This is a genomic window from Ralstonia sp. 22111, assembly GCF_052045895.1.
Taxonomy (GTDB): domain Bacteria; phylum Pseudomonadota; class Gammaproteobacteria; order Burkholderiales; family Burkholderiaceae; genus Ralstonia; species Ralstonia wenshanensis.
Genome location: NZ_JBQEPR010000001.1, coordinates 1,187,396 through 1,211,869 on the forward strand (window position 1 = coordinate 1,187,396; position 24,474 = coordinate 1,211,869).

Genomic DNA, 24,474 nt, shown 5'->3' on the forward strand with positions numbered 1-24,474 from the left:
CGAGCCGCGATTGACCGGCGTTGCCCAAGAAGCAAAAAACCCCACGCTGTTAGACGTGGGGTTTTTTGTTGGCTGTCTGCTAAGGCCATCCGGAACAGATGGCCCCTCATCGATCAACGATCGAAGTCGCGCGAACGGCCCTTGCTGCCGTAGCTGTCGCGGTTGCCGTCGCGATTGCCATAGCTGCGACGCTGCGCGCCGTTGCCACCGTCGCCAAAGCGGCTACCGCCGTTGTTGTCGCCAAAGCGACGCGGGGCGCTCTCACGGTTGCCATAGCTCTCGCGATTGCCGTCACGATTGCCATAACCGCCACCGTTGCTGTTGCCGGCGCTGTTGCCATAGCCACGGTTGCTGTCTTGCGTGCCTTGCGTACGTGCCGGGCGTTGTTGCCAGTCGCCACGGTTTTGCTGGCCTTGGCCGTACGACTGACGCGGAGCGCGGTCGTCGCGGTTCCATTCGCGTTGGGCGCCTTGGTAGCCGCCGCCGTTGCTATTGCCGTTGCGATCGTCGCGGCGCGGAGCAAAGCCGTCGCGGTCGCCGCCAAAGCTGCGTTGGAAGCGGCCTTCGCTGTTACCGCCATTGCCACCGTTGCTGCCTTGGCGCGCGCCGTAGCCTTCACGCTGGCCGCGATAACCGCCGCCATTGCCACCGTTTCCGCGGTAGCCGCCCCGGTCGCCGCCGGCACGCGGGCCACCAGTGCGGGGCTTGGCCGAGCGCTTCGGCTCAAGGCCCTCGACAACCGATGCGTCGATGCGGCGATCAACGAAGCGCTCGATACGGCGCCATTGGAACGTGTCGTTGTGGTTCACCAGGTTGATGGCGATCCCGCTGCGGCCGGCACGGCCCGTACGGCCGATGCGGTGCACGTAGTCTTCGGCCTGCTTGGGCAGGTCGAAGTTGACCACGTGCGTGATGTCCGGCACGTCAATGCCGCGGGCGGCCACGTCGGTGGCCACCAGCACGCGCAACTGACCGCGGCGCAGTGCCGTCAGCGTACGGTTACGGGCGCCCTGATGCATGTCGCCATGCAAGGCGCCGGCGGAGAAACCGTGCTCGGTCAGACGCTCGGCCAGCGAGTCGGCATCACGCTTGGTCGCCGTGAAGACGATGGCTTGCTTGAGCGACGCGTCGCGCAGCAGGTGATCCAGCAGCTGCTGCTTGTGCGACATGTCGTCGGTGAAGTGCAGGCGCTCTTCGATGTTGCTTTGGTCGATCTTCGCGGCGGCGATTTCGATACGCTGCGGCTCGCGCATCATGCGCTCGGCCAGTTGCTCGATGCGGCGGTCCATGGTGGCCGAGAACATCAGCATCTGGCGCGTCGCCGGCGTGGCACCGACGATGGCTTCGATGTCATCCGAGAAGCCCATATCCAGCATGCGGTCTGCTTCGTCAAAGACGAGCATGTCGAGCGCCGACAGGTCGATGCGGCCCGAATCGATGTGGTCGAGCAGGCGGCCCGGCGTGGCGATGATGATGTCCGGCATGCGTGCCAGCATGTCGAGCTGCTTCGGATAGGGCATGCCGCCCAGGATGCTCGCGCAGACGATGCGGCGCAGATGGCGGCCGTACTGTGCGGTAGCGGTGGTCACTTGCAGGGCCAGTTCACGCGTGGGCGTGAGCACCAGCAGCGACGGCTTGGCCGGTGCCGGGCGGGGGCGGCGCCCCTTCATGCGTTGCGGCGGGCCGTCCATGCGCGGGCGCTGCGGCTCGGGTTGCTCGCTGATGCGCTGGATGGCCGGCAGGATGAACGCGGCGGTCTTGCCCGAACCGGTCTGGCTCGTGACCAGCAGGTCGCGGCCCGACAGGCAAGCCGGAATGGCTTGCGCTTGAACCGGCGTCGGGGTGATGTAGTTCACTTCGCCCAGCGCACGGACGATGCGGTCGTCCAGGCCCAGTGCAGCAAAGGCGCTGGCACGGGTCGCGGCTTCGGCGATCAGGTTTTCGGTATTGGTGTTGCTGGCTTCAGCGTGCGCAATAGCGCCGCTGCCGTCTTGAGGCTGCGTCATGTCGAATAGGTAGTAAGGCTGCCGCGCCGCCGCATCAACGGATGCAGACGACGGAAATGGGATACGGCGACCGGTTAATCACGGGCGTCGGCGCCAATCGGATAAGGCCGGTTCGACAGACGGGCTGCAGAACGGACAGGCGGGGGAGTGGGCCGGCCTCAAGCTGAACAGGTCAGCGAGGTGGGGCGGCGGTCCCTTCGGCGTGATGCGGAATCCACGCGGGAGATCGGAGACGATGCCAAGCACAATGGCAATCGGCTGCGCATGCATGCAACGGGCGGGGATTTAGGCGATGCGCGCCGGTTTGAACCGGCACATCGGCCAACCGCGGACCGAAAAATACGGCAGTAAGCAGCCAAGTCACGGACTATAGCATGAATTTTTGCACTGCGCAAAAATGCCAACGGTGCGGCGCAGATGCCCGTGTCACCGCTTGCTGGATCGAACCTGCGGCCTATACTGGATAAGGCCGGCTACACTCACAGCCGGAAAGGGGCGGATGATGGAATTCCCGATGGCCTTCTCCAACCTGTATCTGTTGCTCGCCGTCTGTGTTGCGGGCGTGATCGGACTGGCCTCTGCGCCACTGGTGATCCGAGGTGCGCGGGTAGGGATCCGTGTGCTGCTGACGATTATCGGGGTGCTGATCGGGCTGCTCGTGCTCGAAGCGCTGCCGGTGCTGACCTAGATGGCCCGGGGCCATCCGCAGCCATAGGCCCGCCCACGTGTGGCGGGCCTCGTTGTTTTGTGCGGGCAAGAAAACAAAAGCCAGGCGTGTTGCCTGGTTTGTTTATCTGGTGGTCCCGCCGACAGGAATCGAACCTGTATCTCACGCTTAGGAGGCGCGTGCACTATCCATTGTGCTACGGCGAGTGACCGACCCCCGGGTGACGCCAACGGCCGCCCGAGCGAGCCGCGATTCTACGCAATTTGCAGAGCCAAGACCAGTCAACCTCGGGGACGCAGGGTGGCGTCGACAGCGGCTACTGATGTCATATGAAACGATGATGACGCCACGGGTTTTGTAGGTTGCGGCCCACAGTCCAAGCGCACTTGTGATGAAGCAAACGCTAAAGCGAACGAACGATCGGTCAAAGAATCAGATTTAAGTATTACGAACTTTGCACGATTGTTCACGGAAGTTATGCTTCATCACCCCTTTCAGAAACCCCTAGGCGACCAACATGCTGACATCCGAAGAACGGGACGATCCGTGGACGGTGGAGCCGTCGCTGGAAAGTCTGCTTCCCAAGCATCGGCCCGGGACGATTGATCGACCGATCTATTTCCGTCACACCGATACCCCCGACGGCCACGTCATCAAGCAATTTCCTGACGGCTCACGCCAACTGGTGCGCTTCGTCGGCTTGGAAGAGCAGGTCGTCAAACACTTCCTCTAAATTCCGCCTCCCCCATCGGCGAACACCTCGGCACATGTCGTAAGACATGATGCGTTGTGTTTCCTGACGATGCACTGAGTTGGTAAGCGCTCTATCATTCGCAAATATTTACGTAAGCGATTGATAAGTTCATGGGAAGTATGCAAGGGTTTGCGCCCGCCACGCTGCCGGCGCGCAACCATCATTCCGGACAGCGAGCCGTCGCTGCGCCGCCCGCCATCGACATGGTCGTGCCGTGGCCGGTGCGCGAATGGGCACCCGCCGTGACGTCTGATGAGGCGGCTGCCATGCGGTCTGCACTGGAGCGCGGCAATGTGCTGCACTTCCCGGCGCTCGACTTCCCACTGGATGCCCGGGAGCAGCGCTTTCTCGATGCACGCTGGTCGGATGGCAAGACGAAGAACATCAACCTGCGCGCGAACGAATCCCGCGTGCGCGGTGCCGTCGGGCACCCTGCCGATCTGCGCGATCTCGCTACCCTGATCCGGCGTTACGCCGATGCTGCCGAGTGCCTCGTGCTGACGCTGTTTCCCGACTACGCCCCGTACTTGAGGCGGGCCGGCACGTCGTTGCGGCCGGCCGAGATTGCCGGGCGGCCGGTCAGTTGGCGCAAGGACGACACGCGCCTGCATGTCGACGCATTTCCGTCGAACCCGCTGCACGGCCAGCGCCTCTTGCGGGTGTTCCACAATGTCGATCCGGATGCCTCGCGCGTCTGGCGTATCGGCGAACCCTTTGCCGATTTCGCGCAGCGGTTTGTACCGAAAACGCGTGGGATGCTCCCAGGCCAATCGTGGCTGATGCACAAGCTGCACGTCACCAAACGCCCACGCTCTGAATACGACCACCGCATGCTGCAGCTGCACGATCTTGCGAAAGCGGATCTGGCCTATCAGCGTGAGGCACCGCAACAGACGTTCGAATTCGCTCCGGGTTCGACGTGGGTGGTCTTCAGCGATCAGGCATTGCATGCCGCAATGCGTGGCCGCGCGATGATGGAGCAGACTTTCTATCTTGACCCGGCGGCCATTGCCGACCGCACCCATTCGCCCGAAGCTGTCCTGTCGCGCCTGCTCAACAAGCCGATGCTGCCGGCCCAGCGCTAATTGCGCAACGCAAAACGCCGCCTGACTGGGCGGCGTTGCGCGATTACCCCGTTGCGCTCAATCGGCGACCTTGTCGCTCGGGTACTTGAACGAGTCGCGCAGCAGGAAGCTCATCGGGATATCCAGCTTTGCGCTGTGCGGCGGAATCGGTTGCTGGAACCACTTTTTGTAGAGCTTGTCGGCGTCGTAGTCGAGGATGATGTTGGTCATCGCGCGATCAACAAGGTGTTTGAACTCGGCGTCGTCCTTGCTGAGCATGATCGCGTAGGGCTCGACCGTCAGCATGTCGCCGACGACCGCGTAGTCGCTTGGCGTCTTGGTGTTGGCACGGAAGCCGTAGAGCAGCACGTCGTCCATCGCAAAGGCGTCAGCCTTGCCGGCTTCGACCATCGCAAACGATTCAGCGTGGTCCTTGGCTTCGAGAAACTTCATGTTCAGCACGCGCACGTCGTTCATCTTGCGCAATTCCGCGACGCTGGTGGTGCCCTTGGTGGTGACGACGGTCTTGCCGCGCAGGTCATCCCACCTGCGGATGCCCGACGACGTTTTGACAATCATGCGGATGCCCGCGATGTAATGCGGGATCGTGAATGCCACCTTCTCGCGGCGCTCGCGATTGTTGGTGGTCGAGCCGCATTCGAGGTCGGCTTTGCCTTCGATGATGGCCGGCATCCGTGTCGAAGGCGTGACCATCACGTATTGCACTTTCAGGTCAGGCCGCTTCAGGTCCGTGCGCAGCTTGTCGACCACGCGCAGGCACAGGTCGACGGCATAGCCGACGGGCTTTTTATCGGCGTCGTAGAACGAGAAGGGCACGGAGCTTTCGCGATAGGCGACACGGACGGTGCCCGTATCACGGATGCGGTCGAGCACCGGTGTGGAAGAGGCCAGGGCAGTGCCCGGTACAAAACTGGAAAGCGAAGCGAAGAGCAGCGCTGCAGCCGGCAGCGCGCGCGAGAAGAACGGCATGGTTGTATCCCCCGGAAAGAATCGGCGGCCCACGTTATCGTTATGCCCGGCTCGTGACCGGAGGGCCTGCCGCATGATACGGCGCGGCGATGCAACCTGCAGGCCTGTGCAATTGGGTGTTGTAAGCAGGCCGCACGACTGGATTCCGGCTTCTAAAAGTCGATGTATGGCGAGTGCCTTGCAGTGGTGCGTCGCGCACATGAGGCGTGCGTAATGCACCGTGCAGAGGGTTTGGCCGGCGCAATAGACTTGCTCCGGGTGCATGCTTGGCGCAGCGTGCGTTGCGGCAGTGCGAAGCCGCACCGGGCCTAGCGTTAGGCGTTTTTCCCTACCGGGTTTGTCCCGACTGCCCGAGACGGACCAGGGGCGCTATGCTCCGGCCATGTCTTGTTCGCAAGGCATCGAGGAGAGACTCTTCCGGCCCGCCGAAAGCGGGCCGTTTTCTTTGGCGCTTGCGCGTTCGAGCTCGCTTAGTTTTGATTCGGCAGCACGTTTCCTGGCTGGGACGACTGCCGCGGCCAGTTCGAGAACGCGAAAACCCACAGCGCCACCAGGTTCACCAGCGGCACCAGCACAAGCAGCGTCCACCACGGTGAAAAGCCAGTCCGCAGCAAAATCTGCCGCACCGGAATGCCTGCCACGATCAAGATGATCAACAGCCCGAAGAGTCCGCGCATCGTCATTTCCCCTTTGTAACGGTATGGATGGCGCGGCCGGAAAAAGCGAGTCCGGCGGCACAAGCGTTATAGCACCCGCATCTGCAAGCGCAATGCCGCCGATGGATGACGCGCGGGGCGACTACAATACGCGCCTTCCGGCCGCACGCGGCCTGCATCCTTTTCACTCCAGCATGGCCCTGTTTTCCATTACCGATGCGCAACTGGCGTTCGGCCACGTGGCGCTGCTCGACCACACCGATTTCTCGCTGGAGGCCGGCGAGCGCGTTGGCCTGATCGGCCGCAATGGCACCGGCAAGTCGTCGCTGCTCAAAATCGTGGCGGGTACGACTTCGCCGGATGACGGCCTGATCGCGCGCCAGAGCGGCGTGACGTCGGCTTATGTGCCGCAAGAGCCCGAATTCGATCCGGAACAGACCGTGGCCGAAGCCGTGGCGATGGGGGTGCCGCAGGCCGCCGGCCTGCTTGCCGAATACGAAGCGCTGATCACGTCGATGGGCGACTCCCACGATGAAGACGCGCTGCACAAGCTGCAAGCGTTGCAATCCCAACTGGAAGCGGCCGATGCGTGGCAACTGCGTACGCGCGTGGAGACGACCATCGCCCAGCTGGGCCTGCAGCCCGGCGCGCGCATCGGTTCGTTGTCTGGCGGCCTGACCAAGCGTGTGGCGCTTGCGCAGGCGCTGGTGGGCGCGCCCGACATCCTGCTGCTCGACGAGCCGACCAACCACCTCGACTACGACTCCATCCGCTGGCTCGAAGACTTGCTGTTGGCGTTCCGCGGCAGCGTGTTGTTCATCACGCACGATCGGGCGTTTCTCGACCGCGTGGCCACGCGCATCATCGAACTCGATCGCGGCAAGCTGCGCTCGTACCCCGGCAATTTCACGGCGTATCAGACGCGCAAGGTGCAGGAGCTGGAAGCTGAAGCGCTGGAAAATGCACGCTTTGACAAGCTGCTCGCGCAGGAAGAGGTGTGGATCCGCAAGGGCGTGGAAGCGCGCCGCACCCGCAGCGTGGGCCGAGTTGCGCGGCTGGAACAAATGCGTGTGGAGCGCCAGGCGCGCCGGGAGGTGCAAGGCAACGTCAAGCTGGAGGTTTCACAGGGCGACCGCTCCGGCAAGATCGTCGCCGAGCTGATCGACGTGACCAAGCGCTACGGCGACAAAACCGTCGTCGACAATTTCACCGCCACCATCATGCGCGGCGACAAGGTCGGGATTCTCGGCGCCAACGGCGTCGGCAAGACCACGCTGCTGAAGTTGATTCTCGGCGAATTAGCGCCCGATTCGGGCACGGTGCGCAACGGCACCAACTTGCAGGTGGCGTATTTCGATCAGATGCGCGCGCAGTTGGACCTGAACCGGTCGCTCGCCGACACCATCAGCCCGGGCAGCGACTGGATCGAAGTGAACGGCCAGCGCAAGCACGTGATGAGCTACCTGGGCGATTTCCTCTTCCCGCCCGAGCGTGCGCGCTCGCCGGTGGCTTCGCTGTCGGGCGGCGAGCGCAACCGCTTGCTGCTGGCTCGCCTGTTTGCCCGTCCGGCCAACGTGCTGGTGCTCGACGAGCCGACCAACGACCTGGACATCGACACGCTTGAACTGCTGGAAGAACTGCTGCAGGAATACAGCGGTACCGTTTTCCTCGTTTCACACGATCGCGCGTTCGTCGACAACGTCGTCACCTCGGTGATTGCGGCAGAGGGCGAGGGCCGTTGGCGCGAATACGTGGGCGGCTTCTCGGACTGGCAGACGCAATCGGCGCGCTCGGCGCAAATGTCGCAAGCCGCCAAGCCCGTCGCCGAAGAGAAGAAACCCGAAGCCGCCAAGCCGCGCGAGCGCGCCACGGTCAAGCTCAGCTACAAGGAGCAGCGCGAACTGGACGCGCTGCCCGCCACCATCGAAGCGCTGGAGGCGGAGCAGAAGCAGGTCGGCGGCGAACTGGAAGACGGCACGATCTACGGCCGCGACCCGGAGCGCGCGCAAAAGCTTGCCGAGCGCCACGAAGCCATCGAACTGGAGCTGCTGGAGGCGCTGGAGCGCTGGGAAGCCCTGGAGGCAAAGCGCGCCGGCACGGTGTGACGCCGCAGTAACCACGCAATATGTCAGCGGGATGTCGGGCGAATGTGAGTTCCGGCTCGCGTCCCGACGCTGACGATCCCTCCGCATTGTTGAGGACAGCTTCCTTTACAATGCGCGCTGCATTCCCGGTGCTTGGGGACAGACCCAGGCCTGGTCAGTTTTTCCGCCTTCCATGAGCAAAACCTCCCAATACAGCGAATCGTCGATCAAGGTCCTCAAGGGCCTGGAACCGGTCAAGCAACGGCCGGGCATGTACACGCGCACCGACAATCCCCTGCACATCGTGCAGGAAGTCATCGACAACTCCGCTGACGAGGCGTTGGGCGGTTACGGCAAGCTGATTGCCGTGACGCTGCACAAGGACGGCAGCGTGAGCGTGGAAGACGATGCGCGCGGCATCCCCGTCGGCATCCACCCCGAAGAGGGCGTGCCGGTGGTCGAGATCGTCTACACGCGCCTGCATGCCGGTGGCAAGTTCGACAAGGGCCGCGGTGGCGCATATGCGTTCTCCGGCGGGCTGCACGGCGTGGGCGTGTCGGTCACGAACGCGCTGTCGACGCGGCTGGAAGTGACGGTCTGGCGTGACGGCAATGTGTCGACGCTTGCGTTCTCCGGCGGCGACGTGATCGAGCCGCTCGCCACCCGCAAGGCCGAGCGCGGCGAGAAAAAGAGCGGCACACGCGTGCGCGCATGGCCCGACGCCAAGTATTTCGACTCCGAGAACATCCCCCAGGCCGAGCTGCAGCGCTTGCTGCGCAGCAAGGCCGTGCTGCTGCCGGGCGTGAAGGTCACGCTCACGCTGGAAAAAACCGGCGAGACGCTCGAATGGCAATACGACCAGGGCCTGCGCGGCTATCTGGTCGAATCGCTTGCGCAAGGCAGCGGCGCCGAGCCGGTGATTCCCTTGTTTGAAGGCGAACACTTTGCCGACCCCGACAAGCTCGGCGAAGAGGGTTTTGCATTCGGCGAGGGCGCTTCGTGGGTGGTGGCCTGGACGGAAGAGGGCTCGCCAGTGCGCGAGTCGTACGTCAACCTGATCCCGACACCCGCGGGCGGCACGCACGAATCCGGTTTGCGCGAAGGCCTGTTCCAGGCTGTGAAGAGCTTTGTCGAGATGCATGCGTTGCTGCCCAAGGGCGTCAAGCTGATGTCCGAAGACGTGTTTGCGCGCGCTTCGTTCGTGCTGTCGGCCAAGGTGCTCGACCCGCAGTTCCAGGGGCAGATCAAGGAGCGCCTGAACAGCCGCGATGCGGTGCGGCTGGTGTCGACCTTCAGCCGCCCGGCGTTGGAACTGTGGCTGAACCAGCACGTCGAGCACGGCAAGAAGCTCGCCGAACTCGTCATCAAGCAGGCGCAGGCGCGCACACGCGCCGCGCAGAAGGTCGAGAAGAAGAAGGGCTCCGGCGTGGCCGTGCTGCCCGGCAAGCTGACCGACTGCGAATCCGACGACGTCACCCGCAACGAACTCTTCCTGGTGGAAGGCGACTCCGCTGGTGGCTCGGCCAAGATGGGCCGCGACAAGGAATTCCAGGCCATCCTGCCGTTGCGCGGCAAGGTGCTGAACACCTGGGAGACCGAGCGCGACCGCCTGTTCGCCAACAACGAAGTGCACGACATTGCGGTCGCCATCGGCGTCGACCCGCACGGTCCGAACGATGCGGTCGACCTGTCGGGCCTGCGCTACGGCAAGATCTGCATCCTGTCCGATGCTGACGTGGACGGCGCGCACATCCAGGTGCTGCTGCTCACGTTGTTCTTCAAGCACTTCCCGCAACTGATCGATCGCGGGAACGTATGCGTGGCCCGGCCGCCGCTGTATCGTGTCGATGCCCCCGCGCGCGGCAAGAAGCCCGCGCAAAAGCTCTACGCGCTGGACGACGGCGAGCTGGAAGCCATTGAAGACAAGCTGCGCAAGGACGGCGTGAAGGAAGGTGCCTGGCAGATTTCCCGCTTCAAGGGCCTGGGCGAAATGAGCGCCGAGCAGCTCTGGGAAACCACCATGAACCCCGACACGCGCCGCCTGCTGCCTGTGGCGCTGGGCGAGTTGGGCCAAGACCAGACCATCAACATGATGAACATGCTGATGGGCAAGGGCGAAGCCGGCGCGCGCCGCACATGGCTGGAAGCGCGCGGCAACGAAGTCGAAGCCGATATTTGATCGCTGACCGACAACGATGAAGCTGTTTGCACGTTTCGCACTCGCATTGACGGCGCTGGCCCTGGTGGCCAGCCAGCCGGCGCGCGCGGACGTCTACGGCTACATCGACGAAAACGGTCTCGCGCACTTTGCGGCGGAACGCCTGGACGATCGCTACGTGCTGTTCATGAAGGGCGCGGCGGTGGCGAGCAAGGGTGACGACAAGGCCAAGGACGACAGCGCCATCGCCCTGCCGGCAACCGAACTGCCCGATGCCGATGCGTACCTCAACGCCAGCAAGCGCGATGCACTCGACAACGCGGCCGGCATGCGCCAGCGCCTGGTGCGCGCGGTGCTGCAGCATCCGAACGTGCCGACGGTGGAGCCGTTGATCCGCCAAGCCGCCAGCAAGCACGGTATCGACCCCGCGCTGGTGAAGGCCGTGATTGCCGCTGAATCGGGTTTCAACCCGCAGGCCGTGTCGCCCAAGGGGGCAATCGGGCTGATGCAGGTGATTCCGGACACCGGCGCGCGCTACGGGGTGACGGGCGACGCCCGCCGCACGGCCGCACAGAAGCTGGCCGACCCGAAGACCAACATCACCACCGGCGTGCGTTACCTGAGCGATCTGCTGCGCATGTTCTCGGGCAACCTTGAACTCGTGTTGGCCGCCTACAACGCGGGCGAGGGCGCGGTGCAGAAGCACGGCAACGACATTCCGCCCTACGCCGAGACACAGAACTACGTGAAGACGGTGCTGCAGTTCTATCGCTACTACAACCCGGTCGCCGCCGTGCCTGGGCTGATGAACGTGAGTGCCAACGGCGTCATCGCCACGCGCAAGCCAGGCCGTACGGGCCGGCCTGCACGCATCGAACTCGTATTGGACCCGGCCACCGGCGTGGCCACGAACCTACCCCAACATTGATCCTGGCGGCGCCGCAACGTTGAAGCGCGCCGCTTTCGCTTGAGCCTCCATGGAACAACAAGACATCCTCTTCGACCCCAGCGAGCCGGCCGAAGCGCTCACGCTTGGCGCCTATGCCGAGCGCGCTTACCTCGACTACGCCATCAGCGTGGTCAAGGGCCGCGCGCTGCCCGAGGTGGCCGATGGCCAGAAGCCGGTGCAGCGCCGCATCCTGTTTGCGATGCACGAGATGGGCCTGCGCTCCGATGCCAAGCCGGTCAAATCGGCGCGCGTGGTGGGCGACGTGCTGGGTAAATACCACCCGCACGGCGATCAATCCGCCTACGACGCGCTGGTGCGCCTGGCGCAGGATTTCTCGCTGCGTTACCCGCTGATCGACGGCCAGGGCAACTTCGGCTCGCGCGATGGCGACGGCGCGGCGGCGATGCGCTACACCGAAGCGCGCCTCACACCCATCTCGCGTCTGCTGCTCGAAGAGCTGGACCAGGGCACGGTTGACTTCATCCCGAACTACGACGGTTCGATGGATGAGCCCAAGCTGCTGCCGGCGCGCCTGCCGTTCGTGCTGCTCAACGGCGCATCGGGCATTGCGGTGGGGATGGCCACGGAGATCCCGTCGCACAACCTGCGCGAAGTGGCGAATGCCACCGTGGCGCTGATCCGCGACGACAAGCTCACCAGCACCGACCTGATGCAGTACATGCCGGGTCCGGACTTTCCGGGCGGCGGCCAGATCATCTCGTCGGCAGCCGACATTGCGCAGGTATATGAGAGCGGTCGCGGCAGCCTGAAGGTGCGTGCGCGCTGGAAGATCGAAGAACTCGCGCGCGGCCAGTGGCAGCTCGTGGTGAACGAACTGCCGCCCAACACCTCGTCGCAAAAGGTGCTGGAAGAGATTGAAGAGCTGACGAACCCGAAGGTGCGCACGGGCAAGAAGTCGCTGTCGCCGGATCAGCTCACCATGAAGCAGACCATGCTGGGGTTGCTCGACGCCGTGCGCGACGAGTCCGGCAAGGATGCCCCGGTGCGCCTCGTGTTCGAGCCCAAGAGCAAGAACATCGACCAGCAGGAATTTGCCAACACGCTGCTGGCGCATACGTCGCTGGAGTCGGGTGCGGCCATCAACCTGGTGATGATCGGCACCGATGGCCGGCCGCGCCAGAAGGGCCTGGCCGAGATCCTGCGCGAGTGGATTACCTACCGCTTTGCCACGGTCACGCGCCGCACGCGCCATCGTCTGGGCAAGGTGGAAGACCGCATCCACATCCTCGAAGGCCGGCAACTGGTGCTGCTGCGCATCGAGGACGTGATCCGCATCATCCGCGAGAGCGAGGAACCCAAGGCGGCGCTGATCCAGGTCTTCAACCTGAGCGACCGCCAGGCCGAAGACATCCTGGAAATCCGCCTGCGCCAGTTGGCCCGTCTCGAAGCCATCAAGATCGAGCAGGAGCTGAAGAACCTGCGCGAAGAGCAGGGCGAGCTGGATGTGCTGCTGAAGTCCGAGACCATGATGCGCCGTCGCATCATCAAGGAGATCGAGACCGACGCGAAGCAATACGGCGACGACCGCCGCACCTTCATCCAGGAAGAGCGCCGCGCCGCTGCCGAAGTGAAGGTCGTGGATGAACCCGTCACGGTGATCGTCTCGCAGAAGGGCTGGGTACGCACGCGCCAGGGCCATGGCCACGACGCCACGCAATTCGGCTTCAAGGCAGGCGACACGCTGTACGACACGTTTGAATGCCGCACCACTGATGCGCTGCTGATCTTCGGCACGCGCGACGACAAGGGCACGGGCCGCGTATATTCCGTGGCCGTGGCCAACCTGCCGGGCGGCCGTGGCGATGGAGTGCCGCTGACGACGCTGATCGAACTCGCGCCGGGCACGCATATCGCTCACACGTTCGCGGGCCATGCCGAACAGAATCTGGTGATCTCCACGCGCGGCGGCAACGGCTTCCTGGCCAAGGTGGGCGACATGGTCGGCCGCCAGAAGGCCGGCAAGGCGTTCCTGACGCTGGACGAAGGCGATCAACCGAACAAACCGGCGCCGGTGCCGGCTGACGCTTATGGCGTGGCGTGCCTGTCCGAAGGCGGCCGCATGCTGCTGTTCCAGATCAGCGAGTTGAAGACGCTCGCCAGCGGTGGCCGCGGCGTGATCCTGATGGAGCTGGAGAAGAACGAAACGCTGCTCCAGGCGCTGGCCTTCGGTGCAGCAGGCTTCGTGCTCTCGGGCAACGGCCCGCGCGGCGGCAAGGCGGTCGAACAGACCCTGACGACACGCGCGCAAGAGCCGTACGCCGGCAAGCGCGCACGCAAGGGCAAGACGCTGGAGCCCAAGCTGCGCGATCCGAAGCTTTCCCTGCCGAAACCGGCACCGGCAGCCGCCTGATCCGATGAGCGATCCGCACGCTCCGCCTGACGCGGTTTCGGCGACAGACGCAAACGTTCCCTCGTGCCGCACGCTCTTTACCGAGTTTGCGCGGATGGGGCTGTCGGGCTTTGGCGGCGTGCTGCCCTTTGCGCGCGCCGGCATTGTGGATCGCAACCGCTGGCTCTCCAACACCGAGTTTGCCGAGCTGCTGAGTCTCGGGCAGGTGTTGCCCGGTCCGAATGTCGTCAACCTGTCGGTGATGCTCGGCTATCGGTATCACGGCGTACGTGGCGCCGCGGCAGCAATGGGCGGCCTTGTGCTCACGCCCGCCGTGCTGCTGCTGTTGATCGTCATGCTGTACGACCAATTCAGCGCGCTGCCTTTGGTGCAGAACCTGCTCAAGGGCATGGCAGCGGTGGCGGCGGGGCTGGTGCTCTCAACGGCGGTCAAGCTGGCGCAAGGCCAGTCGCGCACCTGGCGTGCCGTCGGCATCGGTCTGGCGGTCGTCCTCACCATCGGCGTGCTGCAGTGGCCGCTGCTTCCCGTGATGCTGGTGCTGATACCGCTTGCCCTCCTGCTCGAATGGAGGGCGATGCGATGACCTACCTCACCACCGTCTTCGACCTGTTCTGGCACTTTCTCGTGCTGTCGTTTCTCTCCATTGGCGGGGCCAGCTCGACGCTGCCCGACATGCATCGTTTCCTGGTCGACACGCGGCACTACATGACGAGTGAGCAGTTGAGCGCCATGTATGCCATTTCCCAGGCGGCACCCGGGCCCAACGTGTTGTTCGTGGAATTGTTCGGCTGGCAGGCGGCGGGTCTGGGCGGTGCAATTGCCTCGATGGTTGGCATCTGCGGGCCGTCGTGCGTGATCGCCGCCGTCATCGCGCGCGTCATGGACCGCAAGCCCGACGCGCGCTGGATTGCACTGGTCCGCCGCGGCCTTGCACCGCTGACGATCGGCCTGCTGTTCTCCACCGGCTGGGTGCTCGCGCGCGGCGCAGACAGCAGCTTCAGCACCGTCGCGCTGACTGTGGCGACGGTCGTGGTGTGTTCCTTCACCCGCGTCCACCCGCTGGTGCTGGTGGGGCTGGGGGCATTGGTCGGCGGTATGGGCTGGGTATAGCGCTCGTACCGCACGGCCAGCGAAATTCAAGGCGGACACATGTCCGCCTTTTTCTTTGGGCGCGCTGCCGCACATGGGCGGGACTGTTCTTCGGGAATACCCCAATGCCATCCATAATGTATATACAACAACATATATGGATACGTGATGTTGTCTGTATATGTATTCGCATCCCACCGAGCCATGCGTCCAGCCTGGACCGGCCTCGCAGGCAACCTCGCCGACATAAAGAGGAGACAGTTTGGAACACCTTCAACGCAACCTGCGCGCGCGGCATATCCGCTTTCTCGCGCTCGGTTCGGCCATCGGCACGGGCCTTTTCTATGGCTCCGCTTCGGCCATCCAGCTGGCCGGACCGGCCGTGATCCTCGCGTACGTCATCGGCGGCGCGGCCGTCTATATGGTCATGCGCGCGCTCGGCGAGATGGCGGTGCGCCAGCCGGTTTCCGGCTCGTTCGGGCGCTATGCGCGCGACAACCTCGGCCCGCTCGCCGGCTTTCTCACCGGCTGGACGTACATCCTCGAGATGGTAATCGTCTGCCTGGCCGACGTGACCGCCTTCGGCATCTACATGGGCTTCTGGTTTCCCGAGGTGCCGCAATGGATCTGGGTGCTCGGCATCGTCATGCTCATCTGCGGCCTGAACCTCTGCAACGTCAAGGTGTTCGGCGAGATGGAATTCTGGCTGGCGCTCATCAAGATCGTGGCGATCGGCGCCATGATCGTCGGCGGCACCGTCATCCTGTTTCTCGGTGTGAAGATGAACGGCGAACATGCGTCGGGTTTGAGCAATCTCTGGTCGCACGGCGGTTTCCTGCCGCACGGCGTGGGCGGCCTCGTGGCGTCGTTTGCCGTGGTGATGTTCGCGTATGGCGGCGTCGAGATCATCGGCATCACCGGCGGCGAGGCGCAGAACCCCGACAAGGTCATCCCCAAGGCCATCAACGCTGTGCCCGCACGCATCCTGCTGTTCTACGTGCTGACCATGTGCGTGCTGATGGCGATCTTCCCGTGGACGGGCATCGACGGCCAGGGCAGCCCGTTTGTGCAGATCTTCTCCGGACTGGGCATCCGGTCTGCGGCGGCCATCCTCAACCTCATCGTCATCTCGGCAGCCATCTCGGCCATCAACAGCAACATCTTCGGCGCGGGCCGGATGATGTACGGCATGGCGGAGCAGGGCCAGGCGCCGCGCATCTTTGCGGCCACGTCGCGTCACGGTGTGCCCTGGGTGACGGTGCTGTTCATGGCCGGCGCGTTGCTGAGCGGCGTGGTGCTGAACTACCTCATCCCGGAGAACGTCTTCGTGATCATCGCGTCGATCGCCACGTTCGCCACCGTGTGGGTCTGGCTCATGATCCTGCTCTCGCAGGTGGCGATGCGCCGGCGTCTGTCGGCCGAAGAAGTGCGTGCGCTCAAGTTCAAGGTGCCGCTGTGGCCAGTCGGGCCGGCACTCGCCATCGCGTTCATGCTGTTCGTGATCGGTGTGCTGGGCACCATGGAAGACACGCGCGTGGCGCTGTACGTGGGCGCTGGCTGGGTGTTGCTCATGTCGGCAGCGTGGTATCTGCGCGTAAAACCCAACGCCACAGCCGTTCTGGCGGAAGAGGCCAGCGGGGCGTGAGCCCGGCCCGCCCCCGCAAATAAGAAGACAAGTTCCGGAGACAACCCATGTCGAACCACACCTCTGCGCCGTCGTACGCCGGCCGCGCCGGCGCGCAGGCGACTGTCCACGCGCAACCGCTGTCACGTACGCGCGCCATTGCCGCCATCACCATCGGCAACGGCCTGGAGTTCTATGACTTCGTGGTCTACAGCTTCTTCGCCACGCTGATCGGCCGGCTGTACTTTCCCGTCGGCAATGCGACTGGCCAGTTGCTGATGTCGTTCGCCACGTTTGGCGTGGGTTTCCTGATGCGTCCGCTCGGCGGTCTGCTGATCGGCATGTACGCCGACCGCGCGGGCCGCAAGCCGGCCGTGGCGCTCACGCTGTGGCTGATGGGTTTGTCGTCGCTCGTCTTCGTCGTCACGCCCACCTACGCCCAGATCGGCATCCTCGCGCCCATGCTCGTCGTGCTGGCGCGGCTTGTGCAGGGCTTTGCCATCGGCGGCGAGATGGGCGCTTCGACTGCGCTGCTGCTGGAATACGCCGACGACCGCTCGCGGGGCTTCTATACGAGCTGGCAACCGTTCAGCCAGGGGCTGGCCGCGCTGTTCGGTGCGCTGGTCGGCCTGCTGCTGAGCAACGTGCTGGCGCCTGCGGCGCTGGAGTCGTGGGGCTGGCGCCTGGCGTTCGTGATCGGCATTCTCGTCATCCCGGTCGGCCTGATCATCCGCCGCCGTCTGGAGGAAACCGCCGCACCGCCCAGCACGCGCGAGGCCGACGCCACGCTGCCGTTGCTGCGCGAACACCGTCGTGCGCTGGTCGCCAGCATCCTGCTGATGATCGGCGTGGCGTCGTCCACGTACATCATCGTCTACTACCTCAGCAACTATGCCGTGAGCATGCTGCACATGCCGCTGTCGCTGGGCATCTGGGCGGCGTGCATTGCCGCGCTGGTGCAGGTGGTTCTGTCGCCGTTTGCAGGGCGGCTGGCCGACCGCGTCGGGCGCCGCAAGGTCGTGCTGTGGTCGCGTGTTGCGCTGCTGGCGATGATCTATCCGGCCTTCGCGCTCATCAACGCAGACCCCTCGCTCGCCCGGTTGCTGATCGTGGTCGGCTGCTTGTCGGTGCCGATGTCGATGACCTCGCCGGCCTCGATGGTGCTGGTGAGCGAAGTGTTGCCGCAGCGACTGCGCGCGACGGGGCTGTCGATTGCCTACTGCGTGGCCATTGCCATCTTCGGCGGCTTTGCGCAGTTCTTCTCGACCGAGCTGATCCACCTCACGGGCAACGCCAACGCACCGGCCTTCTACGTGATCGGCTGCGGCCTCGTCTCGCTGATCGGGCTGGCGATGGTGCCCGAGACGCTCGGCCGCCGCCTGTCGTAACGCTCAGTCCACTCCCACGAAACCGCCGGTCTGATGCGCCCACAGCCGAGCATACAGGCCGCCGTGTTCCAGCAGCTCTGCGTGCGTGCCGCTCTCGACAATGCGGCCGCCGTCGAGCACCACCAGCCGGTCCATGCGTGCGATGGTCGAAAGCCGGTGCGCAATGGCGATCACGGTCTTGCCCTGCATCAGCGTTTCCAGGCTTTCCTGGATGGCGGCTTCCACTTCCGAATCCAGCGCGGACGTGGCTTCGTCCAAGATCAGGATCGGCGCGTCCTTGAGCAGCACGCGCGCAATCGCGATGCGCTGCCGCTGGCCGCCCGACAGCTTCACCCCACGTTCACCGACCAGCGCATCAAAGCCGCGTCGCCCCTGCACATCGGATAGCTGCGGGATGAACTCGTCGGCGCGCGCACGGTGCACGGCCTGCATCAGCTCCGCCTCGGTACTGTCGGGTTTGCCGTAACGCAGGTTGTCGCGAATGGACCGGTGCAGCAGCGATGTGTCCTGCGTGACCATGCCGATCTGCTCGCGCAGGCTCTCTTGCGTCACGGCTGCAATGTCCTGACCGTCGACGAGAATCCGGCCGCGCTCCACGTCGTACAGGCGCAGCAGCAGATTCACCAGCGTCGATTTGCCCGCACCCGACGGGCCAACCAGGCCGATCCGCTCACCGGGGCGCACCACCAAGTCCAGCCCTTCGATCACGCCGCTGCCCTTGCCGTAGTGAAAGCCGACGTGCTCGAAGCGCACTTCGCCCCGCGTTACGTGCAGCGGCTTGGCATCGGGCTGGTCGATTACGGCGCGCGGCAGCGCGATGGTCTGCATGCCGTCCTGCACCTGCCCGACGTTTTCAAAGATGCCGTTGACCACCCACATGATCCAGCCCGACATGTTGTTGATGCGGATCACCAGCCCCGTGGTCAGCGCGATGGTGCCGGCGCTCACCCGGCCCTCGCTCCACAGCCACAGCGCGAGCGCCGACGTGCCAACGATCAGCAGGCCGTTCATGGCCGTGATGGTGAAATCCATGCCGCTGATCATGCGGCCGGACAGGCGCGTTTTGTCGGTCTGCTCGGCCATGGCGTCGCGCGCATAGCTTTCTTCATGTTGCGTATGCGCGAACAGCTTGAGCGTGGTGATGTTGGTGTAGCCGTCAACGATGCGGCCCATCAACTTGGAGCGCGACTCCGTGGCGATGACCGATCGCGCCTTCACGCGCGGCACGAAATAGCTCAGGGCCGCGATGTAGCAGCCAATCCACACCAGCAGCGGCACCACGAGCCACCAGTCGGCCCGGGCAAACAGCACCATCGCACTGATCGCGTAGATCACGACATGCCAGAGCGCATCCACGGACTGCACCGCGGAATCGCGCAGTGAGAAACCGGTCTGCATGATGCGCTGGGCAATGCGGCCCGCAAAGTCGTTCTGGAAGAACGTCAGGCTCTGCTTGAGCACGTAGCGGTGGTTCTGCCAGCGGATCAGGTTCGACAGGTTCGGGTTGATGACCTGATGCACGAGCACGTCGTGCAAGCCGAAGATGACCGGCCGCGCGATCAGCGCCACAAAGGCCATCCACAACAACTCGTTGCGGTGGCGGCCGAAGAACGCCGGGCCAGGTGTCGCCTGGATCATGTCGACGATGCGGCCCAGGAAGTCGAACAGCGCGACTTCAATCAGCGCACCCAGCAACCCGACGACGAGCAGGAACGCGAACACGCCGCGCACTTCGCGCAGGAAGTAGGCGTAGAAGCGCCAGACATTGGCCGGAGGCTGGGTGTCAGGCAGCGGGCGGAACGGATCGATGAGCTTTTCCAGGCGGCGCAGCAGCATGTCGGGTCGGGGGGGGGGGGAAGAGGTGACCGACGCCCCAGGGCGGGACGTGCGCGGAAGAGCCGCCCATGATACGCGCGTGAAAGCGCCCTTGTTGGTGGGGTGGCTTACGGAGTCCAGGGCTCGGCGAGTGGAGCTTTTTGCTCGACAGGTCGAGCTCAGAGCTCGGCGCGTGAGGCTTTTTGCTCGGCGGTTGGAGCTCAGAGCTCGGCGCGCGAGGCTTTTTGCTCGACAGGTGGAGTTCAGAGCTCGGCGTGTGAGGGTTTTTGCTCGGCGATTGGGGTTCAGAGCGTCAGCCGTGATCGGCGGGAGGCCCCGGGCTGTCCGCGAGACGCATCGCGCCATGAAAAAAGCCGCTCGGTTGAGCGGCTTTCTTGTTTATCCGGGAGAGGGCGCTCAGTGCACCACAATCCGCGTGAACGGCTCCACGTAAGCCTGCAGGGTGATCATCAGGCCCACCAGGAAGGCCAGCGCCAGCGAGTGGAAGAACACGTAGCGCAGGATGTCGCCCTCGTGGCCGTACCACTTGGTGGCGGTGGAGGCCACGACGATGGACTGCGCATCGATCATCTTGCCCATCACGCCGCCCGAGCTGTTGGCTGCCGCCATGAGGATTGGCGACAAGCCGAGTTGCGTGGCCGTGGTCTTCTGCAGGCCGCCGAACAGCACGTTCGAGGCCGTGTCCGACCCCGTGAGCGCCACGCCCAGCCAGCCCAGCATCGTGCCGAACAGCGGGTACAGCACGCCGGTGTGGGCGAAGGCCAGGCCCAGCGTTGCGTCCAGACCCGAATAGCGGGTGAGATAGCCGATGCCGAACATCGCGCAGATGGTCAGCAGCGAATAGCGCGTGAGCTTGATGGTGTTCCAGTATTCCTTGACCATGCGCGGCACCGAGTAGCCCATCAGCAGGCCGCCCACGATGGCCGAGACCAGGATGCCCGTGCCCGCCATCGACAGCACATTGAAGAGGAACACCGCGCCTTCGGCGGTCTCCTTCGCGACCACCGGCGGGCCCTTGAGCACCATCTTGTCCAGGCCGGGGATCGGGAACTTGAACTGCCACAGACCGTCGGCAAACGCCTTGAACTGCGGAATGCCCCAGATGAACACAAACACGGTCAGGATCACCCACGGCAGCCAGGCCTGCACGCGCGTGATCTTGGTATTGGCCTCAGCGCTGGTAGCGGCACGCGCCTCGGCGGCCGCTTCGGGATCGACGCTGGAGTTGTCCTCGCGGTTGCGCAGGGCGGTCGAGGTCCAGATCGTCTTGGGCTTCCATACCTTCAGGAACAGCGTGAGCGTGCCCATCGACACCAGCGCCGCAATCACGTCCACCAGCCACGGGCCGTGGAAGTTCGATACCAGGAACTGCGGAATGGCAAACGACACGCCCGCCACCAGGATCGCCGGCCAGATTTGCAGCATGCCGCGGAAGCCCGCGAACGCCCAGATCAGCCAGAACGGCACCAGCACCGAGAAGAACGGCAACTGGCGGCCAACCATGGCCGACAGCTTCAGCAAGTCCAGCCCCGTGACCGAGGCCAGCCCGATAAGCGGCGCGCCCAGTGCACCGTAGGCCACCGGGGCGGTGTTGGCGATCAGGGCCAGGCCAGAGGCGGCCAGCGGCGAGAAGCCCAGGCCGATCAGGATGGCACCCGTGACAGCCACCGGCGTGCCGAAGCCCGCTGCGCCCTCAAAGAAGGCACCAAAGCTGAACGCCACCAGCAGCAGTTGCAGGCGGCGGTCTTCGGTAATGCCGGAAATCGAGCTCTGTAAGACCTTGAACGACCCGTTCAAGGTGGTGAGCCGGTGCAGGAAGATGATGTTCAGGACGATCCAGCCAATCGGGAACAGGCCTGAAATGATGCCCAGGCCTGCTGCCTTGCCGGCCATTGCGGTCGGCATGCCGAACACGAACGAGGCGATCCCCACCCCGACAATCAGCGCCAACCCGGCCGCCAGATGGGCCTGCATGTGGAAGAACGCCAGCGAGCACAGCAGCACGGCAACCGGTATCCCGGCCGCTAAGGTTGACCACACGGCGCTGCCGAGCGGGTCATAGACTTGATTCCACATCTTGATCTCCTCCTGTTTGGGCGTTTCGGTTCTTCTCGATACCGAACGTCTTCTGCTGCCCCTTTTTCGCAGGGGCGAACGCGGATTGTAGGAACAAGCGTGTCCGGGTCACCGCAATATTCTGTCACTTTCGCCCTGAAAAGTATTCATCGGCTGCGGGGCGAGGGTTGACGCGGCGCACGCAATCGCACCGGGTAAATCCGGGTTGTGGAATCATTGCGCCTGCAACGCAGACCACCACCCCATTTCGCCCCCTATCCATGGCTTCTCTGACGGCCTTTCCGATTCGCCGACGCGGCTCCCGATGGGCTGCCGCCGTGCTCGCTGCAGGTGTGGCACTGGCGACGCTGTCGCCCGCCGTGCATGGCCAGACCGCGGCAGCGCCCGCGCAGGCGAACACCGAATCGACGCGGCCGCGTATCGGCCTGGTGCTCTCGGGCGGCGGGGCGCGCGGCTATGCGCATATTGGCGTGCTCAAGATGCTGGAGCGCATGCGCATTCCCGTGGATGTGATTGCCGCGACGAGCATGGGCGCCGTGGTGGGCGGGCTGTACGCCAGCGGCATGCGTGCGGATGCGCTGGAGCAGAAGCTCTCGCAGGTCGACCTGAGCGACATCGCCTTCGACCGCAACGATCGCGCCAAGCTGCCGCAATCGCTGCGCGAGGATGATTTCCAGTATCCGATCGGCTTGTCCGCCGGCTATGGCGACGGCAAGCTCAAGCTGCCCGCCGGGCTGGTGCAGGGCAACCGCCTGCTCGCGCTGCTCAAGAACTGGACAGCGGAGTGGCCAGACAACATCGCGTTCTCGCGCCTGCCGATTCCGTTCAAGGCCATGGCGACGGATCTGGCCACGGGCGACGGGGTGATTCTTGACCACGGCTCGCTGCCGCTGGCCATGCGGGCCAGCATGGCGGTGCCGGGTCTGTTCGCACCCATCGAAGTGGGCGGCCGCACGCTGGTGGATGGCGGCCTGGTGAGCAACCTGCCCGTGCAGCTCGCGCGCGACATGGGCGCTGACATCATCATCGCCGTCAACATCGGGTCGGACTTGCAGCGGCCGGAAGACCTCGCCTCGCCAGCGGCGGTGACGCAGCAGATGATCACCATCCTCGTCGGCCAGAACGTGCGGGCGCAAAAGGCGCTGCTGCGCGGCAAGGATGTGTTGATCGAGCCGCAGCTCTCGGAGCTTTCGTTTACTGATTTCGCCAAGGGCCCGCAGGGCGTGCGGCAGGGCGAGCGCGCGGCGCAGGCCGTTGAGACCAAGCTCGCGGCGTTGTCGCTGTCGCCGCAGGCGTATGCCGCGTACCGCGCTGCCCATGAGCCGCAAGGCACGCTGGTGGCAGGCGCACGCATTGACGCTATTGATGTGACCACCAGCGGCCGGGTGCCGCCGGCACGTGTGCGCCAGTTGATCAAGGTGCGCGAAGGCGATGCGTACGACGCCGAGGCGCTCAACCGCGAGCTGTCAGCGCTGGCCACCACGGGCGACTTCGAAACCGTCACGCAGCAGTTGGTGGAGGAGAACGGCGTGCATACGCTGAAAATCGACGCGCATGAAAAGTCGTGGGGCAACCAGTTCTTCCTGTTCGGGCTGGGCATGTCGACCAACTTCGACGGGCGTGGCGCGTTCAACGTCAACCTCGGCCATCGGTATCCGTGGCTCACGCAGAGCGGGCTGGAGTGGCGCAATGACATCGTGCTCGGCAGCAACCGGGCGAGCATCCATACCGAGTTGCGACAGCCGCTGTGGCAGGCGCGCGGGTTCTACGTGGCGCCGTATGCCGAGTACTCGCGCCGCAGATCGGATCTCTACTTTGACGATCAGCCGCCTACCCGGGACGCCAAGCCGTTCAACAACCTGACCATCGAGACGGCGCGCGCCGGCGTTGACCTGGGCATCCCGTTGGGCCGCAAGGGTGAACTGCGACTGGGCGTGAACTACGTCAGGAAGGCAGCGACGTTCAATTACCTGGAGCTGATCGCGGACGAGTCCGGGAATATCGTGGATGCGACGGCCTTAGACACCTTGCGCGCCCAGCAGCCGGCCTTTCGCGCCCAGCTCACGCTGGACCAGCTCGACGATCCGCTGTTTCCGCGCAGCGGCTATTACTTTTACAGCAGCGTGGAGGCGGGCTTCGGTTCGCTCGACAAGAAGTTCAACACCGCCCAGGCCAAGAGCCTATGGGCGACGAGCCACGGCCGCCACACGTTCAATGTGGCGTTGGAAGGGGCGGGCCTGTTTGGCGTCAACAGCCCGACGCGCGAGAACGGCGGCAACACGGGCAACGGCGCCAACGAGGGCTTCTTCCTGGGTGGCTTCCAGCATCTCTCGGCCTATGCGCAGGATCAGTTCAACGGCCAGTACATGCTGTACGGGCGCCTGACCTATCTGTACGACCTTCGTATCGACGATCTGCTCGGCCTGCGCGCGCCGGTGTTCGGCGCCAGCGCGGAAGCCGGCAACGTCTGGCAGTTGCGCAACAACTTCGGGCGGGGTCCTTACCTGAAGAGCGGCAGCGTATTCGTTGGCGGCAACAGCCCGATCGGGCCGCTGTATTTCGGTTTTGCGGTGGCGCCGCAGGGCGTGTGGAACGTGTACCTGCAGCTCGGCCGCGTCTTCTGAAACAGCATCAAAGGGGAACTGCGTGCCTGCACGCGCGGGCAGTGCTTGCTTCGTAAGGTCTTGATCAGATTGAGAAATCAATCGATCAGCTTGCAGCGGATGTGCGTGCTAGCCTTCCGCTTCGCTTTTTCAAGACCT

Annotated in this window: 17 protein-coding genes, 1 tRNA gene and 2 pseudogenes; 14 read left to right on the forward strand and 6 right to left on the reverse strand. The window is 64.4% G+C overall.

What is annotated here, in order from left to right; translation table 11 throughout:
* Window positions 1–113: 113 nt before the first annotated feature.
* A complete protein-coding gene (locus tag ACTJK4_RS05585; protein ID WP_414560376.1) occupies window positions 114–2,006 on the reverse strand; it encodes a DEAD/DEAH box helicase in 1,893 nt (630 codons plus the stop codon).
* Between the two features lie 499 nt (window positions 2,007–2,505).
* On the opposite strand from ACTJK4_RS05585, the gene ACTJK4_RS05590 reads away from it, so the two are divergent.
* Window positions 2,506–2,694 (forward strand): hypothetical protein, encoded by a 189-nt coding sequence (locus ACTJK4_RS05590; RefSeq protein ID WP_012435166.1) that lies wholly within the window; start codon window positions 2,506–2,508, stop codon window positions 2,692–2,694.
* A gap of 110 nt (window positions 2,695–2,804) precedes the next feature.
* Here the strand turns inward: ACTJK4_RS05590 and ACTJK4_RS05595 are convergent.
* Window positions 2,805–2,879: transfer RNA gene (locus tag ACTJK4_RS05595), tRNA-Arg, on the reverse strand.
* Window positions 2,880–3,190: 311 nt separating this feature from the next.
* Here ACTJK4_RS05595 and ACTJK4_RS05600 point away from each other — a divergent pair.
* Together ACTJK4_RS05600 and ACTJK4_RS05605 are read left to right on the forward strand one after the other, a co-directional pair.
* Entirely contained in the window at window positions 3,191–3,406 is a 216-nt protein-coding gene (locus ACTJK4_RS05600) for a hypothetical protein (RefSeq protein ID WP_024976225.1), read from the forward strand.
* A 131-nt stretch (window positions 3,407–3,537) separates the two neighbouring features.
* A complete protein-coding gene (locus ACTJK4_RS05605) occupies window positions 3,538–4,512 on the forward strand; it encodes a Kdo hydroxylase family protein (RefSeq protein WP_440816627.1) in 975 nt (324 codons plus the stop codon).
* A 57-nt stretch (window positions 4,513–4,569) separates the two neighbouring features.
* Here the strand turns inward: ACTJK4_RS05605 and ACTJK4_RS05610 are convergent, their stop codons facing one another.
* Together ACTJK4_RS05610 and ACTJK4_RS05615 are read right to left on the reverse strand one after the other, a co-directional pair.
* Window positions 4,570–5,481 carry an amino acid ABC transporter substrate-binding protein gene (locus ACTJK4_RS05610; RefSeq protein WP_232042331.1) on the reverse strand — a complete coding sequence of 304 codons (912 nt, stop codon included), beginning with the start codon at window positions 5,479–5,481 and terminating at the stop codon, window positions 4,570–4,572.
* Between the two features lie 470 nt (window positions 5,482–5,951).
* Entirely contained in the window at window positions 5,952–6,158 is a 207-nt protein-coding gene (locus ACTJK4_RS05615; RefSeq protein WP_147214153.1) for a hypothetical protein, read from the reverse strand.
* 173 nt (window positions 6,159–6,331) lie between these two features.
* Here ACTJK4_RS05615 and ACTJK4_RS05620 point away from each other — a divergent pair.
* The 10 genes and pseudogenes from ACTJK4_RS05620 to ACTJK4_RS05665 all read left to right on the forward strand — a co-directional run.
* Window positions 6,332–7,165: pseudogene (locus ACTJK4_RS05620) on the forward strand (ABC-F family ATP-binding cassette domain-containing protein); the annotation flags it as partial.
* A gap of 201 nt (window positions 7,166–7,366) precedes the next feature.
* Window positions 7,367–7,678: pseudogene (locus ACTJK4_RS05625) on the forward strand (ATP-binding cassette domain-containing protein); the annotation flags it as partial.
* Between the two features lie 258 nt (window positions 7,679–7,936).
* Window positions 7,937–8,242 carry a hypothetical protein gene (locus ACTJK4_RS05630; RefSeq protein ID WP_425343198.1) on the forward strand — a complete coding sequence of 102 codons (306 nt, stop codon included), beginning with the start codon at window positions 7,937–7,939 and terminating at the stop codon, window positions 8,240–8,242.
* Window positions 8,243–8,414: 172 nt separating this feature from the next.
* A complete protein-coding gene (locus ACTJK4_RS05635) occupies window positions 8,415–10,400 on the forward strand; it encodes a DNA topoisomerase IV subunit B (protein WP_232042333.1) in 1,986 nt (661 codons plus the stop codon).
* A 16-nt stretch (window positions 10,401–10,416) separates the two neighbouring features.
* Window positions 10,417–11,307 (forward strand): lytic transglycosylase domain-containing protein, encoded by an 891-nt coding sequence (locus ACTJK4_RS05640; RefSeq protein ID WP_252693082.1) that lies wholly within the window; start codon window positions 10,417–10,419, stop codon window positions 11,305–11,307.
* Window positions 11,308–11,356: 49 nt separating this feature from the next.
* On the forward strand, window positions 11,357–13,699 hold the full coding sequence (parC, locus tag ACTJK4_RS05645) for a DNA topoisomerase IV subunit A (protein ID WP_260802755.1): 2,343 nt from the start codon (window positions 11,357–11,359) through the stop codon (window positions 13,697–13,699).
* Between the two features lie 4 nt (window positions 13,700–13,703).
* Window positions 13,704–14,282 carry a chromate transporter gene (locus ACTJK4_RS05650; RefSeq protein ID WP_232042336.1) on the forward strand — a complete coding sequence of 193 codons (579 nt, stop codon included), beginning with the start codon at window positions 13,704–13,706 and terminating at the stop codon, window positions 14,280–14,282.
* A complete protein-coding gene (locus tag ACTJK4_RS05655; RefSeq protein ID WP_260802754.1) occupies window positions 14,264–14,809 on the forward strand; it encodes a chromate transporter in 546 nt (181 codons plus the stop codon). Before ACTJK4_RS05650 ends, ACTJK4_RS05655 begins: the two co-directional genes overlap by 19 nt.
* A gap of 241 nt (window positions 14,810–15,050) precedes the next feature.
* Entirely contained in the window at window positions 15,051–16,433 is a 1,383-nt protein-coding gene (locus ACTJK4_RS05660) for an amino acid permease (RefSeq protein WP_440816632.1), read from the forward strand.
* A 47-nt stretch (window positions 16,434–16,480) separates the two neighbouring features.
* A complete protein-coding gene (locus tag ACTJK4_RS05665; protein WP_414560378.1) occupies window positions 16,481–17,800 on the forward strand; it encodes an MFS transporter in 1,320 nt (439 codons plus the stop codon).
* A gap of 3 nt (window positions 17,801–17,803) precedes the next feature.
* On the opposite strand, the gene ACTJK4_RS05670 is transcribed toward ACTJK4_RS05665, so the two are convergent.
* A complete protein-coding gene (locus ACTJK4_RS05670; protein ID WP_232042340.1) occupies window positions 17,804–19,636 on the reverse strand; it encodes an ABC transporter ATP-binding protein in 1,833 nt (610 codons plus the stop codon).
* A 396-nt stretch (window positions 19,637–20,032) separates the two neighbouring features.
* Window positions 20,033–21,712 carry an L-lactate permease gene (locus tag ACTJK4_RS05675; RefSeq protein ID WP_232042341.1) on the reverse strand — a complete coding sequence of 560 codons (1,680 nt, stop codon included), beginning with the start codon at window positions 21,710–21,712 and terminating at the stop codon, window positions 20,033–20,035.
* A 260-nt stretch (window positions 21,713–21,972) separates the two neighbouring features.
* Here ACTJK4_RS05675 and ACTJK4_RS05680 point away from each other — a divergent pair, with 260 nt between their 5' ends.
* Window positions 21,973–24,336: a patatin-like phospholipase family protein gene (locus ACTJK4_RS05680; RefSeq protein ID WP_433866712.1), complete on the forward strand. Its 2,364-nt coding sequence runs from the start codon at window positions 21,973–21,975 to the stop codon at window positions 24,334–24,336.
* Window positions 24,337–24,474 lie beyond the last annotated feature (138 nt).